At 69.4% G+C, this 22,077-nt stretch carries 22 protein-coding genes and 2 tRNA genes; 18 read left to right on the top strand and 6 right to left on the bottom strand.

Translation table 11 applies throughout. The annotated features are described in order from the left end of the window. Positions 1-41: 41 nt before the first annotated feature. Entirely contained in the window at positions 42-590 is a 549-nt protein-coding gene (locus HL658_RS06370; protein WP_180281078.1) for a peptidylprolyl isomerase, read from the bottom strand. Between the two features lie 202 nt (positions 591-792). Between HL658_RS06370 and HL658_RS06365 the strand changes: the two genes are divergently transcribed. From HL658_RS06365 to HL658_RS06330, 8 genes are all read left to right on the top strand, one after another. Then, a complete protein-coding gene (locus HL658_RS06365) occupies positions 793-2,757 on the top strand; it encodes an intermembrane phospholipid transport YdbH family protein (protein WP_246337346.1) in 1,965 nt (654 codons plus the stop codon). Further along, positions 2,754-2,972: a YnbE family lipoprotein gene (locus HL658_RS06360; RefSeq protein WP_180281077.1), complete on the top strand. Its 219-nt coding sequence runs from the start codon at positions 2,754-2,756 to the stop codon at positions 2,970-2,972. Before HL658_RS06365 ends, HL658_RS06360 begins: the two co-directional genes overlap by 4 nt. After that, positions 2,969-3,310 (top strand): YdbL family probable chaperone protein, encoded by a 342-nt coding sequence (locus HL658_RS06355; RefSeq protein ID WP_180281076.1) that lies wholly within the window; start codon positions 2,969-2,971, stop codon positions 3,308-3,310. Before HL658_RS06360 ends, HL658_RS06355 begins: the two co-directional genes overlap by 4 nt. Before the next feature lie 3 nt (positions 3,311-3,313). Further along, positions 3,314-5,356, top strand: coding sequence for an O-linked N-acetylglucosamine transferase, SPINDLY family protein (locus HL658_RS06350; RefSeq protein WP_343055024.1), 2,043 nt, complete (start codon positions 3,314-3,316; stop codon positions 5,354-5,356). 44 nt (positions 5,357-5,400) lie between these two features. After that, positions 5,401-5,865 (top strand): DUF192 domain-containing protein, encoded by a 465-nt coding sequence (locus HL658_RS06345; protein WP_180281075.1) that lies wholly within the window; start codon positions 5,401-5,403, stop codon positions 5,863-5,865. Positions 5,866-5,964: 99 nt separating this feature from the next. Then, complete coding sequence (locus HL658_RS06340; RefSeq protein ID WP_180281074.1) at positions 5,965-7,323, top strand: efflux RND transporter periplasmic adaptor subunit; 1,359 nt, start codon at positions 5,965-5,967, stop codon at positions 7,321-7,323. Beyond that, positions 7,313-8,026, top strand: coding sequence for an ABC transporter ATP-binding protein (locus tag HL658_RS06335; protein ID WP_281378691.1), 714 nt, complete (start codon positions 7,313-7,315; stop codon positions 8,024-8,026). The genes HL658_RS06340 and HL658_RS06335 overlap by 11 nt, the downstream gene beginning before the upstream one ends. Continuing rightward, a complete protein-coding gene (locus HL658_RS06330) occupies positions 8,023-9,255 on the top strand; it encodes an ABC transporter permease (RefSeq protein WP_180281073.1) in 1,233 nt (410 codons plus the stop codon). Before HL658_RS06335 ends, HL658_RS06330 begins: the two co-directional genes overlap by 4 nt. An 11-nt stretch (positions 9,256-9,266) precedes the next feature. Here the strand turns inward: HL658_RS06330 and HL658_RS06325 are convergent, their stop codons facing one another. Continuing rightward, positions 9,267-9,935: an O-methyltransferase gene (locus HL658_RS06325; RefSeq protein WP_180281072.1), complete on the bottom strand. Its 669-nt coding sequence runs from the start codon at positions 9,933-9,935 to the stop codon at positions 9,267-9,269. Between the two features lie 127 nt (positions 9,936-10,062). Between HL658_RS06325 and HL658_RS06320 the strand changes: the two genes are divergently transcribed. From HL658_RS06320 to HL658_RS06310, 3 genes are all read left to right on the top strand, one after another. Next, a tRNA-Pro gene (locus tag HL658_RS06320) sits at positions 10,063-10,140 on the top strand. 48 nt (positions 10,141-10,188) lie between these two features. Then, the gene (locus HL658_RS06315) at positions 10,189-10,485 is read left to right on the top strand and encodes an ETC complex I subunit (protein ID WP_180281071.1); all 297 of its coding nucleotides are present in this window, start codon (positions 10,189-10,191) and stop codon (positions 10,483-10,485) included. Positions 10,486-10,523: 38 nt separating this feature from the next. Continuing rightward, positions 10,524-10,600: transfer RNA gene (locus tag HL658_RS06310), tRNA-Arg, on the top strand. Positions 10,601-10,623: 23 nt separating this feature from the next. On the opposite strand, the gene HL658_RS06305 is transcribed toward HL658_RS06310, so the two are convergent. After that, positions 10,624-12,606, bottom strand: coding sequence for a hypothetical protein (locus HL658_RS06305; RefSeq protein ID WP_180281070.1), 1,983 nt, complete (start codon positions 12,604-12,606; stop codon positions 10,624-10,626). A 212-nt stretch (positions 12,607-12,818) separates the two neighbouring features. Between HL658_RS06305 and HL658_RS06300 the strand changes: the two genes are divergently transcribed. Then, positions 12,819-13,448, top strand: a complete 630-nt coding sequence (locus tag HL658_RS06300; protein WP_211109667.1) for a YjbE family putative metal transport protein — start codon at positions 12,819-12,821, stop codon at positions 13,446-13,448. A 327-nt stretch (positions 13,449-13,775) separates the two neighbouring features. Here the strand turns inward: HL658_RS06300 and HL658_RS06295 are convergent, their stop codons facing one another. After that, the gene (locus tag HL658_RS06295; RefSeq protein WP_180281069.1) at positions 13,776-13,988 is read right to left on the bottom strand and encodes a hypothetical protein; all 213 of its coding nucleotides are present in this window, start codon (positions 13,986-13,988) and stop codon (positions 13,776-13,778) included. Positions 13,989-14,140: 152 nt separating this feature from the next. On the opposite strand from HL658_RS06295, the gene HL658_RS06290 reads away from it, so the two are divergent. Further along, on the top strand, positions 14,141-14,377 hold the full coding sequence (locus HL658_RS06290; RefSeq protein ID WP_246337345.1) for a hypothetical protein: 237 nt from the start codon (positions 14,141-14,143) through the stop codon (positions 14,375-14,377). A 313-nt stretch (positions 14,378-14,690) separates the two neighbouring features. Here HL658_RS06290 and hisI read toward each other — a convergent pair whose 3' ends face one another. Next, positions 14,691-15,131 (bottom strand): phosphoribosyl-AMP cyclohydrolase, encoded by a 441-nt coding sequence (gene hisI, locus HL658_RS06285; protein ID WP_180281296.1) that lies wholly within the window; start codon positions 15,129-15,131, stop codon positions 14,691-14,693. A 2-nt stretch (positions 15,132-15,133) separates the two neighbouring features. Then, on the bottom strand, positions 15,134-16,309 hold the full coding sequence (metC, locus tag HL658_RS06280) for a cystathionine beta-lyase (RefSeq protein ID WP_180281067.1): 1,176 nt from the start codon (positions 16,307-16,309) through the stop codon (positions 15,134-15,136). A 240-nt stretch (positions 16,310-16,549) separates the two neighbouring features. On the opposite strand from metC, the gene HL658_RS06275 reads away from it, so the two are divergent. The 5 genes from HL658_RS06275 to hisC all read left to right on the top strand — a co-directional run bounded on the left by HL658_RS06275 (position 16,550) and on the right by hisC (position 22,016). After that, positions 16,550-17,572, top strand: a complete 1,023-nt coding sequence (locus tag HL658_RS06275) for an amino acid ABC transporter substrate-binding protein (RefSeq protein WP_180281066.1) — start codon at positions 16,550-16,552, stop codon at positions 17,570-17,572. 112 nt (positions 17,573-17,684) lie between these two features. After that, entirely contained in the window at positions 17,685-18,881 is a 1,197-nt protein-coding gene (locus HL658_RS06270) for an amino acid ABC transporter permease (protein WP_343055023.1), read from the top strand. 3 nt (positions 18,882-18,884) lie between these two features. Beyond that, positions 18,885-19,994 (top strand): amino acid ABC transporter permease, encoded by a 1,110-nt coding sequence (locus tag HL658_RS06265; protein ID WP_180281065.1) that lies wholly within the window; start codon positions 18,885-18,887, stop codon positions 19,992-19,994. Positions 19,995-20,020: 26 nt separating this feature from the next. After that, complete coding sequence (locus HL658_RS06260; RefSeq protein ID WP_180281064.1) at positions 20,021-20,800, top strand: amino acid ABC transporter ATP-binding protein; 780 nt, start codon at positions 20,021-20,023, stop codon at positions 20,798-20,800. A gap of 127 nt (positions 20,801-20,927) precedes the next feature. Next, complete coding sequence (gene hisC, locus HL658_RS06255) at positions 20,928-22,016, top strand: histidinol-phosphate transaminase (protein WP_180281063.1); 1,089 nt, start codon at positions 20,928-20,930, stop codon at positions 22,014-22,016. The last annotated feature ends 61 nt before the right edge of the window (positions 22,017-22,077 follow it).

Here is a 22,077-nt window from a genome sequence, read left to right as displayed (position 1 = left end):
TGGCCGGGTCCGGGCGCGGGATTGCCGGCGACGGCGGCGCCTTACTTGGCGTCGGCGGCGACCTGCATCTTGATGATCTTGTCGGGGTTCGACACCGAACCGTTGCGGTTGGAGTCGCCCTTCTTGATCATGTCGACGAATTCCATGCCCTCGACGACCTTGCCCCACACGGTGTACTTGCCGTCCAGGTAGTTCGCCGGCGCGAAGACGATGAAGAACTGGCTGTCGGCGCTGTTCGGGTCGTTGGTGCGGGCCATCGACAGGGTGCCGCGGACATGCGGCTCGCGCGAGAACTCGGCCTTCAGCTTCTTGCCGGAGCCGCCGGTGCCGGTGCCGGTCGGGTCGCCGGTCTGCGCCATGAAGCCGTCGATGACGCGGTGGAAGACGACGCCGTTGTAGAAGCCTTCGCGCGCCAGCTCCTTGATGCGGGCGACGTGGCCGGGGGCGAGGTCGGGGCGCAGCTCGATCACCACGCGGCCGTCCTTCAGGTCGAGATAGAGGGTGTTTTCCGGATCCAAGGCCTTTGCCTCCCCATGCCAGATGAACGCGGCGACCAAGGCCGCCAGCAGGATGCGTGACACACGCAACATGAAGTCTTCTCCGATGTCCCGATGTCCAGGCCGGGACCATAGGGGAAACGCCGGTCGGACGCAAAGGCGGGCGGCGGCGGGATGGTGCCCGTTGTCGCAACCCCGCCCCAATCGCGGACTATACTGTGCCGGCGGCGTGTTCATCGCCGGGAAGGGCTGGGCAGGGCAGGGACGAGGGGGACGGGTGCGCGCAAGGCGGTGGTTGATCGGCGGGGTCCTGGTGCTGGCCGGAGCGGCGGGGGGAGCGGTGCTCGCGCGCGAGCGCATCGCCGGCGCCGTGGCGACACAGGCGTTGCGCGCCGCTGGTTTTCCGGAGGCCGCGGTCGTCGTGCGACGGCTGGACCTCGACGGGGTGGACGCGTCGCTCGGTCTCGGTCTCGGGCCCGCGGGCAAGGCGGAGTCCGTGGTGCTGGGCTGGTCCGCGTCCGGGCTGATGGCTGGGCGGCTGGACCTGGTGGCGCTCCGCGGTGTCGACCTGCGGCTTCGGCTGAGCGACGGTGGCGCGCTCGGGATTCCGGGGTTGCCGTCGGCGACGGGCGGCGATACCGCAACGACCGGCGGAACGACCGGTCTTCCCGCCATTCCCGTGGACGAGCTGACGGTCGAGGATGCGGCGGTTCATGTGGACACCGGCGCCGGCAGCCTGTCGCAGCCCTTCCGGCTGACCGGCACCGGCAACGGCCCCGGCTTCGACGCGCGTCTGGAACTGCCGGCGGCCGAGCAGGATCTTGCGGCCCTGGCCCCGCTGATCGGGCCGGCGGCGGGGCGCCTGTCTCTGGCCGGCGCGGTCGCGCTGCGAATGGACGGCTTCGCGGTGCGGGCAGTGCCGGACGGGTGCCTGACCCTGCGGGCGACGGGGCTGGCGGTGGCGGGGCAGGGCATCGCCCTGCCCGACGGGCTGTGCCTGCGCGCGGCGGCGGGCGGGCCGTTGGCCATCTGGACGCCGGGGAGCGCCGAGTCCATTGCGCTCCGCGCGCTGGCCGATGTGCCGCGGCTGGCGGTTCCCGCCGCGGCGGTCGAGGCGACGGACGTGGCGCTGACGCTCACGGGGAGCGATCAGCGCATCGATCTGGCCGCGTCGGCGACGGTGCGGCACACGGCGCGGCCGGCGGCCGTGGCGCCACTGGGGGTGACGGCCAAGGCCGCATGGCTGGCCGGACAGCCGGTGGCCTTTTCCGCCACCGGCACCGGGCCGCTGCGGGTGACGGCGGAGGGGACCCACGACACGGCGACGGGCAAGGGCCACGCGGACCTGCGCCTGCCGAAACTGGCCTTCGCTGCGGACGGCGGCACACTCGAGAAGGCCTTTCCGGTGCTGACCGGCACCGTCGCCGCGACCGCGGGCGGCGTGGCGGCCAAGGGACGCATCGACTGGGGGGAGGGGGCGCCGACCTCCTCCGCCGAGGTGCTGCTGGACGGGGTCGCGGCCTCGGTCGGGCCGGTGTCGGTGGTCGGGGTCAACGGCACGGTGCGGCTGTCCAGTCTGCTGCCGCCGGTCGCCCCCGCCGGGCAGACGCTGGCGGTGTCGCTGCTGGACGTCGGCATCCCGCTGACCGACGGCACGCTGCGTTTCGGCTATGGCCGCGACGGGCGGGTCGCCGTGGAGCGGGCGGAGTGGCGCTGGGCCGGCGGCGTGCTGCGCGCCAAGCCCTTCGCCCTGTCACCGCAGGCGCCCAAGGGGCTGGTGGAGCTGGAGGCCGAGGGCATCGACTTCGCCCAGCTCCTGGCCCTGGCGGCGGTGGACGGGCTGGACGCGACCGGCCGGCTGCGCGGGCAGCTTCCGGTGCGCATCGACGGCGGCAGTGTGCGCATCGACAACGGGGTGCTGGAGTCCTCGGCCCCCGGCGCCGTGCGCTACGACCCGGCCGAGCCTCCCTCCTTCCTGGCGGGCGAGCCGGGCAGCGCCACCGACCTGCTGCGCGGGGCGCTGACCGATTTCCGTTACCAGGAGCTTCGCCTGACGGTGAACGGCACCGCGGGCGGGGAACTGGTGGTCGGGCTGTCGCTGCAGGGCGCCAACCCCGATTTCTACGATGGTCATCCGGTCAAGCTTAATCTAAACCTGTCGGGCGCGCTCGACCGGATTCTGCGCCAGAGCATCGATGCGTACCGCATCCCCGAGGCGGTTCGCGACCGCATGACGGAGTTCGGACTGAAACCCCCATGACCATACGATTCCCCCTTGTGACGGCGCTGATGCTGCCCCTGTTCGCCGCCTGCGCGCCGACGGTGAAGCTGGAAGCGCCCGAAAAACCCATCGAGATCAACCTGAACATCCGCATCGAGCAGGAGGTGCGCGTGAAGCTGGAGCGCGATCTGGAGAAGGTGATCCAGGACGATCCGGCCCTGTTCGGCCTGCCAACCAAGGGAGCGGGGAAATGAACCGCCGCGAGTTCCTGACCGCCACCGCGGCGCTGCTGACCGTCGCGGCGCTTCCCACCCTGCCAGCGCTGGCGCAGGACGAGCTGGCCAACGCCAAGCAGGCCGGCCATGTGGGCGAGCGTCCGGACGGGCTGGTGGGCGCGGTGCCCGGCGCCCCCGCCTCGGCCGCCGCCCTGGCCGAGCGGGTGAACGCCGCCCGCCTCGCCCGCTATGGTGAGATGGCGAAGGCCAACGGCACCTCGCTCCAGGCGGTGCAGGCCATCGCCGGGAAGGAGCTGATCGGCCGCACCCCCGCCGGCCAGTATGTCTTTGCCAACGGGGCCTGGGTTCGGAAATAGGCCGTGAGCGAGGCCGCCGCCCACCGCGCCGCGATCGACGCCCACCGGCGGACGCTGGTCCGCGATCCGGAGAATGCGGCGGCGCTCGCCGGCCTGTTCCGGGCGCTTGACGCGCTCGGGTGCAAGGGCACGCCGGAGGAGGCGGTCGCCCGCTCCAACCGCGCGGAAGGGCTGCGGCGCGCCGGCCGGCTGGAGGAGGCGGAGGCCGAGCACCGGGCGGCGCTGCGCTGGCTGCCCCGCTTCGGCGGCATCCATTTCAACCTCGGTGTCCTGCTGCACGGCTGCGGCCGGCTGGCGGAGGCCGCGGCCTGCTACGTGGAGGCGGCGCGGTTGATGCCGTCCTTCGCCGCGGCCAACGCCAACGCCGGTGCGGTGCTGAAGGATCTCGGCCGGCTGGCGGAGGCGGAAAGGGCACTGCGCGCCGCCGTGCGCACCGACCCCGCCCTGCTGGCGGCGCGCCTCAACCTCGGCGCGGTGCTGCGCGACGGCGGGCGGCTGCGCGAGGCCACCGCCGCGTTCCGCACCGCCATCGCCCTTGCGCCGGGTGTCGCGGAGTCCCACGCCAATCTGGCTTTGGCGCTGAAGGAGTCCGGCGACGCCCCCGGCTCCATTCCTGCCTTCGAGCGGGCGCTGGTGCTCGGTCTTCCGGATGCGGGCGGTGTGCTGGCCCAGCTCGTCCAGCAGCGGCGCCATCTCGCCCGCTGGGACGGGCTGGCGGAGCGGTCGGCAGCACTCCGCGATCTGGTCCGGCGCGGCGCCAGCCAACAGGTGCAGCCCTGGATCTTCCTCAGCGAGGGGGCGGGGCCGGCGCAGGAGCGCGCCTGCGCCGAGCGCTACAGCGCGTGGCGGACGCGGAGCGCCTCGCGCGCGCCGGCCCTGCAGGAGGGACGGCGGACCCTGGCGGCGGACGGGCGACTGCGCGTCGGCTACCTGTCCGCCGATTACCATGAGCACGCGACGGCGGTGCTGATCGCGGAACTGATCGAGCGGCACGACCGCGGCCGGGTCCATGTGACGGGCATCTCCTACGGCCCGGACGACGGCGGCCCGATGCGGCGTCGGCTGGCCGCGGGGTTCGACCGCTTCATGGATGTGGCGGCCCTGTCGCACGCCGACGCCGCCCGGCGGATCGCGGCTGATGGCATCGACGTGCTGGTCGACCTGAAGGGCCACACCCAGGGCGCCAGACTGGAGATCATGGCCTTGCGGCCGGCTCCGGTGCAGGCGCAGTGGCTGGGCTATCCCGGCACGATGGGCGCGCCCTTCATCGACTACGTCATCGCCGATCCGGTGGTGGCGCCGTTCGACCAGCAGCCGCACTACTGCGAGCGCATCGTCCATCTGCCGCGGGTCTACCAGCCCAACGACCGCCGCCGCGCGATTGCCGACCGGCCGACGCGCGCCGACTGCGGCCTGCCGGCGGATGGGTTCGTCGCCGCGTGCTTCAACACCGCCTACAAGATCACGCCGGACCTGTTCGCTGTCTGGATGCGGCTTCTGCACGCGATTCCCGGCAGCGTCCTGTGGCTGCTGGAGAGCCATCCGGAGGCGGCGGCGAACCTGCGGCGGGAGGCCGCCGCGCGCGGTGTCGATCCGGCGCGCCTCGTCTTCGCTCCCAAGGCGCCCCTGCCGGAGCATCTCGGCCGCCACGGGCTCGCCGACCTGTTCCTCGACACCCTTCCCTACAACGCCCACACCACCGCCAGCGACGCGCTGTGGGCCGGCCTGCCGCTGCTGACCGTGCGGGGGGAGGGCTTTGCGGCGCGGGTGGCGGCCAGTCTGCTGGACGCCGCGGGGCTGCCGGAGCTTGTCTGCGGCTCCCTGGCCGAATACGAAGCCGCGGCGCTGCGGCTCGCCCGATCTCCCGACAAGGTGGCCGCGCTGAAGGCACGGCTGGCCGCCGGCCGTTCGTCGTCGGCCCTGTTCGACACCGACCGCTTCGCCCGCGCGCTGGAGAGGGCGTTCGAGACCATGTGGACGATCCACGCCTCGGGTCAGCCGCCGCGGGGCTTCGCCGTGCCCGACGAACTGGACTCGGCCCCCTGAACGGGGCAAGGTCGGCACCGTTCGTCGCAAGCGCAGGGGCGGTCATGATCGCGCGGGTGTTTCTGGTTCTCGTCCTCGGGTTCGCATCGTTCGCCGGACCGGCCGCGGCGCTGGAGAGCTTCGGCAAGTCGCAGCTCACCGTCGAGACCGCGGGTGGCGGCAAGTTCCGTTTCACCGTCGAAGTCGCGCAGACGCCCGCGCAGCAGGCGCAGGGGCTGATGTTCCGGGAGAAGATGGCGCCGGAGGCCGGCATGCTCTTCACCTACGATCAGCCGCAGTTCGCCACCTTCTGGATGAAGAACACGCTGATCCCGCTGGACATGCTGTTCATCGGCGCGGACGGCCGCATCGTCAACATCCATGAGCGCGCCACCCCCCATTCGCTCGACGGCATCCGTTCCGCCGGCCCGATCCTCGGCGTGCTGGAGATCAACGGCGGCTTGAGCGCGCGCCTGGGCATCCGCCCCGGCGACCGCGTGGTGCACCCGCTGTTCGGCACCGCAAAGTAAGTGGTGACAAGCGCACACCCCCCTTCCTTGGCCCGGGGTTCGCCCTAATTCTGCGCTATCATCGGTACGGATGAGGCGCGGAACGGAAACAGCTCCACCATGGCACGGCGATTGGCACTGACGGCACTGGCGGTCCTGCTGGGTGGGGCGGGGGCGTGGTTCTTTCTGGTGATGGCGCAGGCGGAGCCGCCGCCCCCCTACCGGCTGGCGCGGGTGGAGGAGGGGCCGCTGGTCAGCGCCATCTCCGCGACCGGAACCTTGAACGCGCTGGTGACGGTGGAGGTGGGCTCCCAGCTCTCCGGCCAGATCGCCGAGCTGCGGGCGGACTTCAACAGCCCGGTGACCAAGGGGCAGATCCTGGCGCGTCTGAACGGCGACCAGCTCGACGCCCGGCTGGGCCAGGGGCGGGCCGACCTGGATTCGGCGGAAGCCACGCTGACCATGCAGCGCGCCCTGCTGGACAAGGCGCGGGCCGACGTGGCGACCGCCCGCGCCACGGCGGCGGACGCGGTGGCGCAGGTGGCCCGCGCCCAACTCGCCGTCGTCGAAGCCGATCGTGACCTGACCCGGCGCGAGGCGCTGCGCGGCCGCGGTGTGGTGGCGACCGCCGACCTGGAGAAGGCGGATACGGCGGCCCGCTCCGCCCGCGCCCAGCTCGAATCCGCCCGCGCCCTGCGCCAGAAGGCCGACGCCGGTATCACCGCCGCCGAAGCCTCGCTCCAGGTGGCGGAGGCGCAGGTCAGCGTGGCCGCGTCGCAAGTGGAGCAGAAGCAGGCCGCGCTCCAGCTCGTGCAGGTCGACGTGAACCGCTCGACCATCCGGGCACCCATCGACGGGGTGGTGGTGGACCGCGCCGTCAGCATCGGCCAGACGGTGGCGGCCAGCCTGCAATCGCCCAAGCTCTTCACGATCGTGCAGGACCTCCGCCAGATGGAGGTGCTCGCCAACATCGACGAGGCGGACATCGGCCGGGTGCGCGACGGGTTGCCGGTCAGCTTCACCGTGAACGCCTACCCCGACGACAGCTTCACCGGCCGCGTCGCCCAGGTGCGGCTGGCGCCGAAGGAGGAGCAGAACGTCGTCAGCTACATCGTCGTGATCAGCGTGGAGAATCCGGAGATGCGGCTGCTGCCGGGGATGACCGCCAACCTGCGCATCGTGGTGGACGAGCGGCCGAGCGCGCTCAAGATCCCCAACGCCGCCCTGCGCTTCCGCCCGCCGGCGCCGGGAGGCACAGGCCCCGACCGCCGTACGTCCGACAAGCGCAACCCCGACGCCGGGCGCACGGTGTGGATCGCCGGCGCGCAGGGGGCCGCCGTGCCGGTGCCGGTGCGGCTCGGCATCGGTGACGGCAGCTTCACCGAAGTGGTCGGCGGCCTGAGCGCCGGGCAGGAGGTGATCGTCGGCGTCGCCGCCGACCGCGCCGACCAGCGCCAGGGGACGCGGCTTGGATTCTGACCCGCTGATCGCGGTGGAGCGGTTGACCCGCGTCTACGCCATGGGCCCGCATCGGGTGCGGGCGCTCGACGGTGTGTCGGCGGAGATCGGCCGGGGGGAGTTCGTGGCCGTCATGGGGCCGTCGGGCTCCGGCAAATCCACCTTCATGAACCTGCTGGGCTGCCTGGACCGGCCCGACGGCGGCCGTTACCGGCTGGACGGGGAGGAGGTGGGGGACCTCGACGCCGACGCGCTGGCCGCCGTGCGCAGCCGTCGGATCGGCTTCGTCTTCCAGTCCTTCAACCTGCTGCCGCGGCTGACGGCCCGCGCCAACGTGGAGCTGCCCATGGTCTACAACCGCGCGGTCCTGCGGGCCGAGCGCGCGTCGCGGGCCGAGGCGGCGCTGATCGCGGTGGGGCTGGAGGAACGGGCGCACCACCGGCCCTCGCAGCTCTCCGGCGGCCAGCAGCAGCGCGTCGCCATCGCCCGCGCGCTGGTCAACCGGCCGCCGCTGCTGCTGGCCGACGAGCCGACCGGCGCGCTGGACAGCCGCACCACGCTGGAGATCATGGCGCTGTTCCAGCGCCTCAACCGCACCGGCATCACCGTGGTGCTGGTGACCCACGAGCCGGAGGTGGCGGCCTTCGCCGGGCGGGTGCTGCTGTTCCGCGACGGCCACCTGAACGAGGACCGCCGGCAGGTGCCGCAGGAGGCCAGCCCGTGAGCCCGCTCGACGCGCTGCGCACCGCGCTCGGCTCGCTGCGCGGCAACCCCATGCGCACGGCCTTGACCATGCTGGGCATCGTCATCGGGGTGGCCGCGGTGATCGCCATGGTGGCGGTGGGCACCGGTGCCCGCGAGCAGGTGCTGCGCCAGATCGCCAGCCTCGGCGGCAACCTGATCCTGGTGGGGCAGGGCAGCGTGGTGCGCGGCGGCGTGCGGCTCGGCGCCGGCAGCGCCGCCACGCTGGTGGAGGAGGACGCGGCCGCCATCGCGCGGGAGGTGCCGGGTGCCGTGATCGCCACGCCACTGGTGCGCTGGTGGCTCCAGGTGGTGGCCGGCAACCAGAACTGGGGCACCACCCTGTTCGGCATCACGCCGGAGTTCCTGGAAGCGCGCGACTGGACCATCGCCGAGGGCCGCGCCATCACCAAGGAGGACGTGGCCCAGGCCAACAAGGTGGTGCTTCTGGGCCGCACGGTGGTGCGCAACCTGTTCGGCGGCGGCGACCCGGTGGGCCAGACGGTGCGTGTCTTCTCCACGCCGCTGACGGTGATCGGCGTGCTGGCGGAGAAGGGGCAGAACGCCAGCGGCAACGATCAGGACGATGTGGTCTATGTCCCGCTCTACACCGCCAAGCGCAACATCCCCGGCATGGCGAAGACCAACAGCCGCTTCGTCCACCAGATCACCGTGAAGATGGAGGACGGCGCCGACATGGTGGAGGCGCAGGAGCAGATCCGCGGTCTGCTGCGCCAACGCCACCGGCTGGCGGCGGGGCAGGAGAACGACTTCTGGATGCGCGACCTGAGCGAGGTGGGGGCCACCCGCGACGCCTCGGCCCGCGCGCTGTCCACCCTGCTGGCCGCGGTGGCGGCGGTGTCGCTGCTGGTGGGCGGCATCGGCATCATGAACATCATGCTGGTGTCGGTCACCGAGCGCACGCGGGAGATCGGGCTGCGGCTGGCGGTCGGAGCCCGGCGGCGCGACATCCTGGCCCAGTTCCTGATCGAGTCGACCGCCCTGTCGCTGCTCGGCGCCGCGGTCGGGGTGGCGCTCGGCATCGGCTCGGCCGCCGCCGTGTCGCATGTCGCCGGCTGGCCGACCCTGGTGCGGTGGGAGACGGTGGCGCTGGCGGTGGGGGTGAGCGGGCTGGTCGGCGTCTTCTTCGGCCTCTACCCCGCGCGGCGCGCCTCGCTGCTCAACCCCATCGAGGCGCTGCGGCACGAATAGCGGCCCGCCCGTCAGCCCCGCTTGCGGGCCAACGCCAGACCGTCGCCGATGGGCACGACCGACAGGCTGACGCGGGAGTCGGCGTGCAGCTTGGCGGCGAAGGCCCGCATGGCGGCGGTGCCGGCGTCGGTGACCGTGGGGTCGGCGACGTCGCCGCCGCGGAACATGTTGTCCACCAGCACCAGCCCGCCCGGCCGCAGCAGGGTCAGGCATCGCTCGTAATAGGCGTCGGTGCTGCTTTTGTCGGCGTCGATGAAGGCCATGTCGAAGCGCCCGGTTTCACCCTGGTCGATCAGCCGGTCGAGGGTGGCGAGCGCCGGGCCCAGCCGCAGGTCGATGCGGCCGGCGACACCCGCCTCCTCCCAATAGCGGCGGCCGATGGCGGTCCATTCCTCCGACACGTCGCAGGCCACCAGCCGCCCGCCCAGCGGCAGCGCGAGAGCACAGGCGAGTGCGGAGTACCCGGTGAAGGTGCCGATCTCCAGAATCCGGGTGGCCCCGGTCAGCTCGACCAGCAGGGCCATGAACTGCCCCTGTTCCGGCGCGATCTGCATGCCGGCGGCGTCGCCCAGTGCGGCGGTGGCGGCGCGCAGGCGGCTCTGCACAGGCTCCTCGCGCAGCGAATACTCGAGAAGCCAGGCGTGCAGCGGGTCGGTGAGCGGGATGGTGCGCGGCGACATGTCTCGTCCCTCGGGATTTCGGTGCGGGGCCCGGTCGGCCCCCATTGTACCGCCAACGCGCGACCGCCACGACCGGCTTGCACGTCTTGCCGTTCGCCCGGCGTTCGTGTATCTGACTGCGGGTCGGCGGGGCGTAGCGCAGTCTGGTCAGCGCGCCAGTTTTGGGTACTGGAGGCCCCCGGTTCGAATCCGGGCGCCCCGACCACCGACCGGCCAACCCTTGGGCAACAAGAAGAAGAGGAGCAGCGTCGCGATGAAGGTCCGGATCTTCCAGCCGAGCAAGACGGCCATGCAATCCGGGCGCGGCGGGCGCCACACCCACTGGATGCTCGAGGCCGAGATCGAGACCGCGCGGCGGCCGGAGCCGCTGATGGGCTGGACCAGCTCGGGCGACACGCTGAACCAGATCCGCCTGACCTTCGACAGCAAGGAGGAGGCGATGGCCTTCGCCGAGCGCAAGGGCTGGGAGTACACGGTGCAGGACGCCGCCATCCGCCGGGTCCGCCCGCGCAACTACGCCGACAATTTCCGCTACGACCGCGTCCGCTGACGCGTCCGGGCGTTGCCCGGCGAAAAGCATGCGCCCAAGGCCCCTTAGCTCAGTTGGATAGAGCAATCGCCTTCTAAGCGATAGGTCGCTGGTTCGAGCCCAGCAGGGGTCGCCACGCTCCCGATGGCCGCGCCGTCGTCACACCACGACGATGGCGCCGGCCACCAGCGTGCGGACGCCGGTCAACGTCGCCAGGGCCATGGATGCACCTGCATCGGCACCGTGGAGGTGGTAGGACAGCACCCCGGTCGCCGTATCGAAAACAAAGCGGTCGTCGCCATCCACCGGCGTGTCGAGCGCGAAGCGATCCGCTGCGAGGGCGCCCGGCGCCAGCCCGCCGAACCCCGCACCCGAGACCTCGATCCGGTCCTCCCCGAGCTGGAACCCGATGATCGTGTCGCCACCCTCGACGGGGGCGTCGTAGCGGAAGACATCGGGACCATCCCGTCCGGTCAGGACAGTGATGGCGGTGTCAGCCGCCAGAAAGTCGGCGGCGTACCAGGCCACCCCTTCGTACCGGTAACCCGAGGCCGAGCCCTCGGCAAGGGAGGTGGTGTAGAAATGATCGACCGCCTCGTCGGAGTAGTAGCGGTGAACCGCGGCGGCCCCCTCCTGCGGCGTGCCGTAGGCCTGGAACCCCACGCCCTCGTACCGGTAGCCCGAGCCGGAGGCGACCAGCGCGTCGCGCTCGGCGGTGCTGGTGGTGTAGAGGTGGTCGCCGGTCACCGGGTTGTACAGGCGCAGCACATCGACCAGCCCCGGCGTGCCGCTTTCGGCGGAAAAGGGCACGCCCTCCTCCTGGTAGCCGCCGGCCACGGCCTCCACCGCCTCGGCCGAGCTGGTCGTGTAGAAATGATCCTGGGTGCCGGGGTTGTAGAGCCGGAAGACCACCGGCAGCCCGGCGTCCTGATCGTAGGCGGCGAGGCTCTGCACCGCGTAATTCACTGTTCCCAACGAATCCAGGCTCACCGAGACGGGGAAGCTCTGCGCCGCGGCGGGCGCGGTGTAGGTCACGCCGGCCGTCGGCGTGCGGCCGGGACCGCCGGGCGTGTAGAGGTCGTTGTAGCCGGCTGTGGCGCTGGTGGGGATTTCGACCTGGAACAGCCGGGCGACCGCCGCGGCGTCGCCTTTCAGCACGATGTCCACGTAGTTGTCGTGATCCTCGACGTAATAGGCCGACTCGTTCGCGATCGCGGTGAGCGGCTGCCCGAGCTCGGCGAGCCCCACCACCTGCAATGTGCCGACGCCCAGGTCGTAGGTGACGCCGGTGCGGTCGATGGTGACCGTGGCGCCAGCGGCGTCGGTCGCCTTCAGGCGGAAGTAGCGGGCGAACTCGCTGGGAAGGATGCCGCTGACCCCGTCCGGCGAGAAGCCGCCGTTGGTGAACAGCCGCAGCCGGTACTGCGCGTCGGCACCATAGAGCGTCATCCCGTCGTTCGCGCCGGCGCTGCCGAGCGCCTCGGGGGCGAAGTCGCCCACCGCGGACATGCGCGTCAGCCGGGCGCCGACGATGGCGGGTCCTGTGACGAAGGGGTTCCGGCTCTGCGCCGTCATCCCGACCAGGCTGACCGGCCCGTCCGGGCCGACCGCCATCAGCGGCGTGCCGTCATCGGCGATTCGCACCGACACCGGGTAGACGGCGCCCGGCTGGCCCGGCAGCAGGCGGTTTCCGAACTCCCCGAACAGCACGACGACATGGCGTTCGTTGTGGTCGAAGTTGGGGTTGAGGGCCGCCACCTGCGGCGTCACCTCCTCGCCCGAGTTGAGGATGATCCGGAAATCGGTGGGCAGGACGGTGCTGGGCAGCAGCGGCCAGCTGAATTCGATGGGCAAGGCGTCCGCGAACAGGGTCGGTGCCCCGAAGCCGCCGGCCACGATGCCGGCCGGCGAGCCGCCGGAGGTGAGGTTGCGCAGCGGCGGGTCCGGATCGAGCGCGGCGTAATCGAGGTTGACGCCGGCGCCGGCCTGGATCGCGAGCGCCAGATCGTCGGCCGACGTCAGTCCGGGAATGCCCATGATCCCCTCGAAACCCCAGTCGGCGGCCACGATTCGCGGCGCGCTGTCCCACAGATCGGCGTTGATCAGCACGTCGCGGTGGAGCTGGGTGTAGGCGGTCGACATGGCGGCTCCGGGATCTGGGCGGTCAATCGGGGCTGGCAGCGGATAGTACTCCGATACCGTATGCGTGAAAACCTTTCCGGGTTGCTGCGCGGACGGAATGCGGAACCTTGACGCCCGGCGGAGCTCCGTTCTTTCTCTGCACGCCGCATCGCACCACAGCGGGGGCTGTTGGTGACGGGTGTGATGCGGCGTGGAGAGACAAGGAAAAGCTGATGGATATGACGGATCTCTGGCCGCAGCTGGTGGCCTTCGGTCAGGTTGTGGCGATCGACCTCGTGCTGGCGGGAGACAATGCCATCGTCGTCGGAATGGCGGCGGCGGGCGTGCCGCGGGAAAAGCGGGCGACGGTGATCTTCTGGGGTATCGGCTCGGCGATCCTCCTGCGCATCATTTTCGCGCTGCTCACCACCCAGCTCCTCGCCCTCATCGGGCTGACGCTGGCCGGTGGCGTGCTGCTGCTGTGGGTGTGCTGGAAGATGTTCCGCGAGCTTCAGGCCGGCGGCTCCGACGAGGTGACCCCGGACGAGGCGCTGGACGTGCCCGCACAGAACACCAAGAGCATGGGAACGGCCATCGGGCAGATCGTGATGGCGGACCTGTCCATGTCGCTGGACAATGTGCTGGCCGTGGCCGGCGCCGCCAAGGACCATCCGACGGTGCTGGTGCTTGGGCTGCTGCTGTCGGTCGCGCTGATGGGCGCCGCCGCCAACGCCATCGCCCACCTGCTGCACCGCCACCGCTGGATCGGCTGGGTCGGGCTGGCGATCATCACCTATGTGGCGCTCGACATGATCTGGCGGGGCGGACACGAAGTGATCGAGCACACCGCCATGTTCCTGTGACGCCGGTTCCTATCGACCTGGACGGTCCCCACAGCCGGCGCGACGGGAACCGCCGGCTGATTCGCGCGGCGGGACGCTGCACAAAACCGTCACGTATCCGTAATCATCGGCGGCGCGAAGTTATCCCCGTCGGCGGGGCCACGCGTGGAGCCCCCGATTGCGGGGTGCACGCTGCACCGCGACCGGGCAATCATTAGAGAAAGCTGAGCATTGACAACGCGCTCACCGCAGCCTGCATTTTAAGCAGCCGCACACATGCCGGGCCGCTCCTCCGTGAATCCCCGCGGGTCCACAGAGTTATCCACGGAAACTGGGATAAGCTTGCGGTCAATGGCCGGTTGGCGGCGAACGTTCGCGGCGGCCGTCGTCACCGGCATCGGGCGTGAGCGCATCGGCCACGCCGGCCCAAAATCGTTCGGCCGGCGGATCGCCGTCGCGCGCGGCGGCGTTCGCGTTCGCAATGGCTTGGGCGGCCGCGGCGTTGCCGTAACGACCGACGAGCAGGCCGGCAACGGCCCAAAGTGTATGGCGACCCGACACAGGTTCCTCCCTCTGCTTCAGGAACACCCATATGATAGCGGACTGGCCCGGACCCGCCGTCCCGCCGGAGCGGAACCGCGGAGCGGCGCCGTCGTTCAGGAATAATGGTATCCCCGCCACTCTCAACGTATCATGGAGTCTGTGACTTGGGTATGATCGTCAAGATCGTGCTGGCGTGTTTCGTGGTCGGTTATGCCATCTCCGTGTTCGACATCGATCCGGCGCGCATCCTGACCGACACCTGGCATACGGTGGTGGAGATCGCACAGCTCGCCGGCGGCGTGATGGAATGGGCGCTTCCCTACATACTGATCGGAGCGGTCGTCGTCCTCCCGATCGCCGCGGTGGCGGCGCTGTTGCGATGGACCCGCGGGCGTGGTCGCCCGTGATTCCCTCTCACCCCGTGAGAACAGAAAAAAAAGCCGGAGGTTCCTTTTGGGAACCTCCGGTGGAAGTCAATACAGGGAGGGTTAGAGACGAGAAGAGGTATAGCCCCGCTGCCGCCGCTTTCCTTTGATCCATGTCAAATCCCATGCATTTCCTGACGCAATCTGACTAACGTGCACGTCAAGGCATGGCCTTGCCGCGCGCACAAAAAAAGACCGGAGGTTCCTGGCGGAACCTCCGGCTAAGGCGATTACAGGGAGGGTTAGAGACAAGCGGATGTGTACCGGAAAGCCGGGCTTCGCTCTTTGACATAGATCAATCGGCTTGTGTATCCGACCCGCCCTGCGCACTTTTGACGTGTACGTGTCCATACAATGCGTCGGGGCTCGCTTCCGGATCCGCAATGGTTTCAAGCGTTCCGTTGCGCACGGCGCGGAAGAAGCAGGAACGCCGCCCGGTGTGGCAGGCCACGCCATGCTGCTCGACCTTCATCAGGATCGTGTCGCCGTCGCAGTCGATCAGCAGCTCCACCAGCCGCTGCACCTGCCCGGACGTCTCCCCCTTGCGCCACAGCCCGCGGCGGGAGCGCGACCAGTAGCAGACGCGGCCGGTGGTCAGCGTCTCGACCACCGCGTCGCGGTTCATCCAGGCCATCATCAGGATCTCGCCCGTGCCGTCGGCCTGGGCGATGGCGGGCACCAGGCCGTCTTCGTTGAAGCGGATTTCGCCGAGGATGGGGGCGAGTTCGGATTCCATCGTCACAGCGCGGCCCTCATGCGGTCGAATCCGCGCTCCAGGTCGCGGATCAGGTCGTCGGGGTCCTCCAGCCCGGCGTGCAGCCGGATCAGGGGTCCGGACTCGTCCCAGCGCGTGGCGGTGCGGGCGTGGCCGGGCTTGGTCGGCAGGATCAGGCTTTCGAAGCCGCCCCAGGAATACCCCATGCCGAACAGCTCCATATGATCGAGCATGGCGGTGAGCGCCGGCTTCGGCACCGGGTGGAGCAGGGCGGCGAACAGGCCGGAGGCGCCCAGGAAGTCGCGTTTCCACAGCGCGTGGCCGGGATCACCGGGACGGCCGGGGTGCAGGACCCGCGCCACTTCGGGCCGCGCCGCGAGCCAGTCGGCCAGAATCAGCGCCGATTCCTGATGGCGCTTCAGGCGGACGGACAGCGTGCGCATGCCGCGCAGGGCGAGGTAGAGGTCGTCCGGGCCGGCACAGGCGCCCAGGATGTTGGCCGTGCGCTTGACCGGCACGAAGCACTCCTCGGTGCACACGGCAACGCCCATCATGGCGTCGGCGTGGCCCACCAGGTACTTCGTGGCGGCGTGGATCGACACGTCGACGCCATGGTCGAAGGGCCGGAAGAACAGCGGAGTCGCCCAGGTGTTGTCCATCAGCACCGTGGCTCCGGCGGCCTTCGCCACCGCCGCGATGGCCGGCACATCCTGCACCTCGAAGGTGAGGGAGCCCGGCGACTCCAGATACACCACCGTCGTGTTGGGGCGCAGCAGCCGCGCGATGCCGCCGCCGATCAGCGGGTCGTAGAACTCCGTCTCCACACCGTAGGCACCGAGCACGTCGGTGCAGAAGCGGCGCGTCGGGCCGTAGACGCTGTCGGTCACCAGCACATGGTCCCCGGCCTTGGTGAAGGCGGTCAGCACCGTGGTGATGGCGGACAGGCCGGAGCCCATGGACACCGCCCGGTGTCCGCCCTCCAGAGCCGCCACCGAGTCCTCGAAGGCGAAGGAGGTCGGGGTGCCTGCGCGGCCGTAGCGCACGCCGTCATAGGGGCGCTTGTCCGCATCCTCCAGCGCCTGCACCGTCGGGAACAGCACGGTGGAGCAGTGGTAGACCGGCGGATTCACGATTCCATGGTTGGCGTGGGGATTGCGGCCGGCGTGGACGAGCGTGGTGTCCGGTTTGGCGTTCTTCATGGCTGTCTGCGGTCTCTTGGAAAGCAACGATCTTGCTCACGCCGCCGGGTGGCTGTCAAACCGATGCGCAGCCGACGGTGCGTGCGGGCGATTGTCACGGGAAATACACTCAGGATTCGACAAGCGGTACGCCGATGGTGCAGTGTTTTTGTCACGATCACGTCAGACCTGCGCAAAACGCAGGGGTCTGGACGCTGGCGTGAAACGACCAAAAGACACTAGAGACAGGGACGAGCAACGATGAAATCGGGAATCCTTGCCGCGGCGGCCGTAGCGCTCTCCATCGGTGCCGCCGGCACCGCGCACGCTGGTCAGACGCTGGACGCGATCAAGCAGAAGGGCTTCATCCAGTGCGGCGTGAACACCGGTCTCGCCGGTTTCAGCAACCCGGACAGCTCCGGCAACTGGACCGGCCTTGATGTGGACGTGTGCCGCGCCGTCGCGGTCGCGCTGTTCAACGACCCTGCGAAGGTGAAGTTCACGCCTCTGTCGGCCCAGCAGCGTTTCCCGGCGATCCAGTCGGGCGAGGTGGACATCCTCTCCCGCAACACCACCTGGACGCTGACGCGCGACACCTCGGTTGGCCTGAACTTCGCCCCGGTCACCTACTATGACGGCCAGGGCTTCATGGTCTCCAAGAAGCTGGGCGTGAAGAGCGCCAAGGAGCTGAACGGCGCCACCGTCTGCGTGCAGTCCGGCACCACGACGGAGCTCAACCTCGCGGATTACTTCCGCGCCACCAACATGCAGTACAACCCGGTGGTGATCGAGTCGGTGGACGAGGTGAACGCCGCCTTCTTCGCCGGCCGTTGCGACGTGCTGACCACCGACGCCTCCGGCCTTGCCGGCACCCGCGCCGCGGTGGCCCCCAACCCGGCGGATTACGTGATCCTGCCGGAGATCATCTCCAAGGAGCCGCTGGCCCCGGCGGTGCGCCATGGCGACGACCAGTGGTACGACCTCGTCACCTGGACGGTGTACGCGATGATCGACGCGGAGGAGAACGGCATCACCTCCAAGAACATCGATGAGTTCATGAACAGCAAGAACCCGAGCATCCAGCGCCTGCTCGGCGTTTCCCCCGGCATGGGCAAGTCGCTGGGTGTCGACGAGAAGTGGGCCTACAACGTCATCAAGAAGGTCGGCAACTACGGCGAGGTGTTCGACCGCAACGTCGGCCCCAACACCGCTCTCAAGCTGGAACGCGGCCTGAACGCCCTGTGGACCAAGGGCGGCCTGCAGTACGCGATGCCGCTGCGCTGACGCGCGGCACCGGCCAGTCGTTTCCGCCGGGCCCCCACGGCCCGGCGGTTCCGGCCCGGAACTTGCAGGACCCCTTCCAGGGTCGTCCGGGACAGGAGAGGGGATACAGACCGTGACCAGCGAGAGCGGGGGCGCCGGACGTGGCGCCCACAGCGGATTCACGCTTTCAATCAACGACCCGACGGTGCGCGCGGTCGTCTTCCAGGTTCTGATCATCGGCGCGGTCGTGCTTCTCGGTTGGTGGCTCGTCCACAACACGCTCGACAATCTGGCGCGCCGGTCCATCGCCACCGGCTTCGGCTTCCTGGAGCGGGAGGCCTCCTTCGGCATCGGCGAATCGATGATCGATTACCACCCGCGGGACAGCTATGGCCGCGCCTTTCTGGTGGGCGTGCTGAACACCTTGAAGGTGTCGGTGATCGGCATCATCGTGGCGACCGTGATCGGCACGCTCGTCGGCATCGCCCGGTTGTCGTCCAACTGGCTGCTGGCCAAGCTGGCGTCCCTCTATGTGGAGGTCGTGCGCAACGTGCCGCCGCTGCTCCAGCTCTTCGTCTGGTACGCGGTGATCACCGAGAGCATGCCGTCGGTGCGTGAGGCCTTCAACCCGCTGCCGGGTGTGTTCCTGTCGCAGCGCGGGATCAAGATTCCGGTACCGGAATCCGACCCCGTCTGGAACTGGATGATCGTGGCGCTGCTGGTCGGTGTGGCCGCGGCGATCGCCATGACGCGCTGGGCCCGAGCGCGGCAGGCGCGCACCGGCCAGCCCTTCCCGGTGGGGCTGGCGTCGCTCGGCCTGATCTTCGGCATGCCGTTGCTGACCTGGCTGGTCGGCGGGGCGCCGACGGCCATGGACGTGCCGCGGGTGCAGGGTTTCAATTTCGTCGGCGGCGCCACCATGTCGCCGGAATTCTTCGCGATCCTGTTCGGCCTGTCCATCTACACCGCCGGCTTCATTGCCGAGGTGGTGCGCAGCGGCATCGTCGCGGTCAACTGGGGCCAGACGGAGGCCGCCCGCTCGCTGGGTCTGAGCAGCGGCAACACGCTGCGGCTGGTGGTTCTGCCCCAGGCGCTGCGCGTGATCGTGCCGCCGCTGACCAGCCAGTACCTGAACCTGACCAAGAACAGCTCGCTGGCGCTCGCCATCGGCTACCCGGACCTCGTCTCGATCGCCAACACGACGATCAACCAGACCGGACAGTCGATCGAGGGCGTGGCGATGATCATGGGCACCTACCTGACCATCAGCCTCGGCATCTCGCTGTTCATGAACTGGTACAACAAGCGCATCGCGCTGGTGGAGCGGTAGGCCATGACGGAGAACGTGCAACACGCCGGTTCGCTCCCCGATGAACGTCCGCCGATCACCGTGGTCGGCCCGATCGCCTGGGTGCGCAACAACCTGTTCAACACCTGGTACAACGCGCTCCTCACCATCTCCATCATCTGGCTCCTCTACAAGATCATCCCCGGCCTGTTGTCCTGGCTGGTGATCAACGCGCACGGATTTTCGGCACCCGTGCAGGAATGCCGGGCCGATTACAGCGGCGCCTGCTGGTCCTTCGTCAGCGAGAAGTTGCGCTTCATCCTGTTCGGCACCTTTCCCTACGACGAGCAGTGGCGCCCGCTGCTGACCATCATGATCTTCATCGGTCTGCTGGCGGCGAGCTGCGACAAGCGCTTTTGGAAGCCGTGGTTCCTCGCCGTCTGGGCGGGCGGGCTGGCGCTGGTCAGCGCGCTGATGTGGGGCGGGGTGCTGGGGCTCACCTACGTCGAGAACTCGCTGTGGGGCGGCTTGCCGCTGACCATCATCCTGTCGGTCGTCGGGCTGGCCGTCGCCTTCCCGATGTCGATCCTGCTGGCGCTCGGCCGGCGGTCGAACCTGCCGGGCATCAAGGCGGTCAGCGTCGCCTACATCGAGCTGATCCGTGGCGTGCCGCTGATCAGCCTGCTGTTCATGGCGTCGGTCATGCTCCCGTTGTTCCTGCCCAACGGTGTCACCATCGACAAGCTGGTGCGCGCGCAGGTGGCCTTCATCCTGTTCGCCGCCGCCTATATGGCCGAGGCCATCCGCGGCGGTCTCCAGGCCATCCCGAAGGGACAGTACGAGGCGGCGGACGGGCTGGGTCTCGGCTATTGGCTGAAGATGCGCAAGATCATCCTGCCGCAGGCCCTCGCCATCGCCATCCCGCCGCTGGTCAACACCTTCATCAGCTTCTTCAAGGACACCTCGCTCGTCATCATCATCGGGCTGTACGACCTGCTGGGCACCGCCAAGGCGGCGCTGACCGACCCGACCTGGCGCGGCTTCTACAAGGAGGCCTATCTGTTCATCGGCCTGATCTATTGGGTCTTCTGCTTCTTCATGTCCAAATACAGCCAATGGCTGGAGAAGGACCTCAACCGCGCCCGCCGGCGCTGACGCAAGACCGGGTAGGAGAGACACCCATGGCCACCACGACCAGCGCCGCGGCGCAGCGCCAGACCGGCACCGACGCCATCATCCAGTGCGTCGGCGTGCACAAATGGTACGGCGAGTTCCATGTGCTGAAGGACATCAACCTGTCGGTCCGCAAGGGCGAGCGAATCGTCGTCTGCGGGCCCTCGGGGTCCGGCAAGTCCACGTTGATCCGCTGCATCAACCGGCTGGAGGAGCACCAGCGCGGCCAGATCATCGTCGATGGGATCGAGCTGACCAACAACCTGAAGAACATCGAGCTGGTGCGCCGTGAGGTCGGCATGGTGTTCCAGCACTTCAACCTGTTCCCGCACCTGACGGTGCTGGAGAACTGCACGCTGGCCCCGATCTGGGTGCGGCGTCAGCCCAAGGCGGAGGCGGAGGCCACCGCCATGAAGTATCTGGAGCGGGTGCAGATCGCCAGTCAGGCGAACAAGTTCCCCGGCCAGCTCTCCGGCGGTCAGCAGCAGCGTGTGGCGATCGCCCGTTCGTTGTGCATGAGCCCAAAGATCATGCTTTTCGACGAGCCGACTTCGGCCCTTGATCCCGAGATGGTCAAGGAGGTGCTGGACGTCATGATCGGTCTGGCGGAGACCGGCATGACCATGTTGTGCGTCACCCACGAGATGGGCTTCGCCAAGTCCGTCGCCGACCGGGTGATCTTCATGGACCGCGGCGAGATCGTCGAGCAGAACACGCCCGACGAGTTCTTCACCAACCCGCGCTCCGAACGCACCCGGCTGTTCCTGAGCCAAATTCTCAGCCATTGATGAGGATGTGCCTGTCCTTCGGGCGGCGCGGCATTCCGCCGCGCCTCTCGGAACACTGGCGATCCGGCGCCGGTTTGGGGTTGAATGGGGCAGCGTTCATGCCGCTTCAACGCTCCGGAGGACACCCATGGAACTGCTGAACCCGCGCCCCGGCGTTGGCCAGATCAAGGTGTACCGCCCCATCCGCCCGCCGGAGGAGGATCGCGCCTGGATCGACCTGTCGCTGACCGTCAACCCGCTGGGGCCGAGCCCGGCAGCGCTGGCCGCCTACCGCAAGGTGGCGACGCAGATCCACCGCTACCCGTCCGCCGACCATGAACGGCTGCGCCGCGCCATCGCCCGCCGCTACGAGCTGGACGCGGAGCGGGTGGTCTGTGCCGGCGGGTCGGACGAGATGATCCACCTCGTCTGCCAGGCCTACGCCGGGCCGGGGGACGAGGTGCTGACCCACGAGCACGGTTACCGCGGCTTCCTCAAGGCGGTACGCGCGAGCGGCGCCACCCCGGTGGTCGCCATGGAGCGCGACATGGTGGTGGACGTGGACGCCATGATCGACCGCGCCGGAGAACGGACCAAGCTCTGCTTCCTCGCCAACCCGAACAACCCGACGGGGACCTACATCACCGCGGAAGCGGTGCAACGTCTGCGCGCCGGGCTGCCCAAGCACACGCTGCTGGTGCTGGATTCCGCCTACGCCGAGTATTGCCGCCGGAACAACTACTCCGAGGGGACGGAGCTGGTGGAGTCCTGCGACAACGTGATGATGGTCCGCACCTTCTCGAAGATCCACGGGCTGGCGGGGTTGCGGGTCGGCTGGGCCTACGGGCCGGGAAGCGTGGTCGGTGCGCTCAACCACGTGCGCGGGCCCTTCAACGTGTCCCTGCCGGCGCAGGAGGCGGCGATCGCCGCACTCGCCGACACCGGCCATGAGGAGGCGACCTTCGCGCACACCGCCCACTGGCTGCCCTGGCTGTCGCACGAGCTGGAAGCCATCGGCGTGAGGGTCTATCCCAGCGTCTGCAACTTCATTCTGGCGCGCATCCCGCCCGATCCGTCGCTGGGCGTGCCGCAGGTGACGGAGCATCTGGCACGCCGCGGCATCCTGGTGAAGAGCGTCACCGATTACGCCCTCACCGACTGTCTGCGCATCACCATCGGATCGGAGGAGGAGAACCGGGCGGTGGTCGCCGCCCTCCGCGAGATACTGGAGGAGTGACGCGCGGAAGGTGGCATACCACCACCAACCCGCAACGGGCTGCCTGGAACATTGCCGTTCA

It is taken from the genome of Azospirillum oleiclasticum, assembly GCF_013423485.1.
In the GTDB taxonomy this organism is placed as follows: domain Bacteria; phylum Pseudomonadota; class Alphaproteobacteria; order Azospirillales; family Azospirillaceae; genus Azospirillum; species Azospirillum oleiclasticum.
This window is presented reverse-complemented; position numbering and strand designations above follow the sequence as displayed.

Bases quoted from the DNA above. Each gene is read 5' to 3' on its own strand.
- HL658_RS06290 (WP_246337345.1), top strand. From the start codon at position 14,141: ATGATCGTCAAGATCGTGCTGGCGTGTTTCGTGGTCGGTTATGCCATC.
- HL658_RS06265 (WP_180281065.1), top strand. From the start codon at position 18,885: ATGACGGAGAACGTGCAACACGCCGGTTCGCTCCCCGATGAACGTCCG.
- HL658_RS06340 (WP_180281074.1), top strand. From the start codon at position 5,965: ATGGCACGGCGATTGGCACTGACGGCACTGGCGGTCCTGCTGGGTGGG.
- HL658_RS06315 (WP_180281071.1), top strand. From the start codon at position 10,189: ATGAAGGTCCGGATCTTCCAGCCGAGCAAGACGGCCATGCAATCCGGG.
- HL658_RS06260 (WP_180281064.1), top strand. From the start codon at position 20,021: ATGGCCACCACGACCAGCGCCGCGGCGCAGCGCCAGACCGGCACCGAC.
- hisC (WP_180281063.1), top strand. From the start codon at position 20,928: ATGGAACTGCTGAACCCGCGCCCCGGCGTTGGCCAGATCAAGGTGTAC.
- HL658_RS06325 (WP_180281072.1), bottom strand. From the start codon at position 9,935: ATGTCGCCGCGCACCATCCCGCTCACCGACCCGCTGCACGCCTGGCTT.
- HL658_RS06355 (WP_180281076.1), top strand. From the start codon at position 2,969: ATGAACCGCCGCGAGTTCCTGACCGCCACCGCGGCGCTGCTGACCGTC.
- metC (WP_180281067.1), bottom strand. From the start codon at position 16,309: ATGAAGAACGCCAAACCGGACACCACGCTCGTCCACGCCGGCCGCAAT.
- HL658_RS06345 (WP_180281075.1), top strand. From the start codon at position 5,401: ATGATCGCGCGGGTGTTTCTGGTTCTCGTCCTCGGGTTCGCATCGTTC.
- HL658_RS06360 (WP_180281077.1), top strand. From the start codon at position 2,754: ATGACCATACGATTCCCCCTTGTGACGGCGCTGATGCTGCCCCTGTTC.
- HL658_RS06275 (WP_180281066.1), top strand. From the start codon at position 16,550: ATGAAATCGGGAATCCTTGCCGCGGCGGCCGTAGCGCTCTCCATCGGT.
- HL658_RS06370 (WP_180281078.1), bottom strand. From the start codon at position 590: ATGTTGCGTGTGTCACGCATCCTGCTGGCGGCCTTGGTCGCCGCGTTC.
- HL658_RS06300 (WP_211109667.1), top strand. From the start codon at position 12,819: ATGGATATGACGGATCTCTGGCCGCAGCTGGTGGCCTTCGGTCAGGTT.
- hisI (WP_180281296.1), bottom strand. From the start codon at position 15,131: ATGGAATCCGAACTCGCCCCCATCCTCGGCGAAATCCGCTTCAACGAA.
- HL658_RS06305 (WP_180281070.1), bottom strand. From the start codon at position 12,606: ATGTCGACCGCCTACACCCAGCTCCACCGCGACGTGCTGATCAACGCC.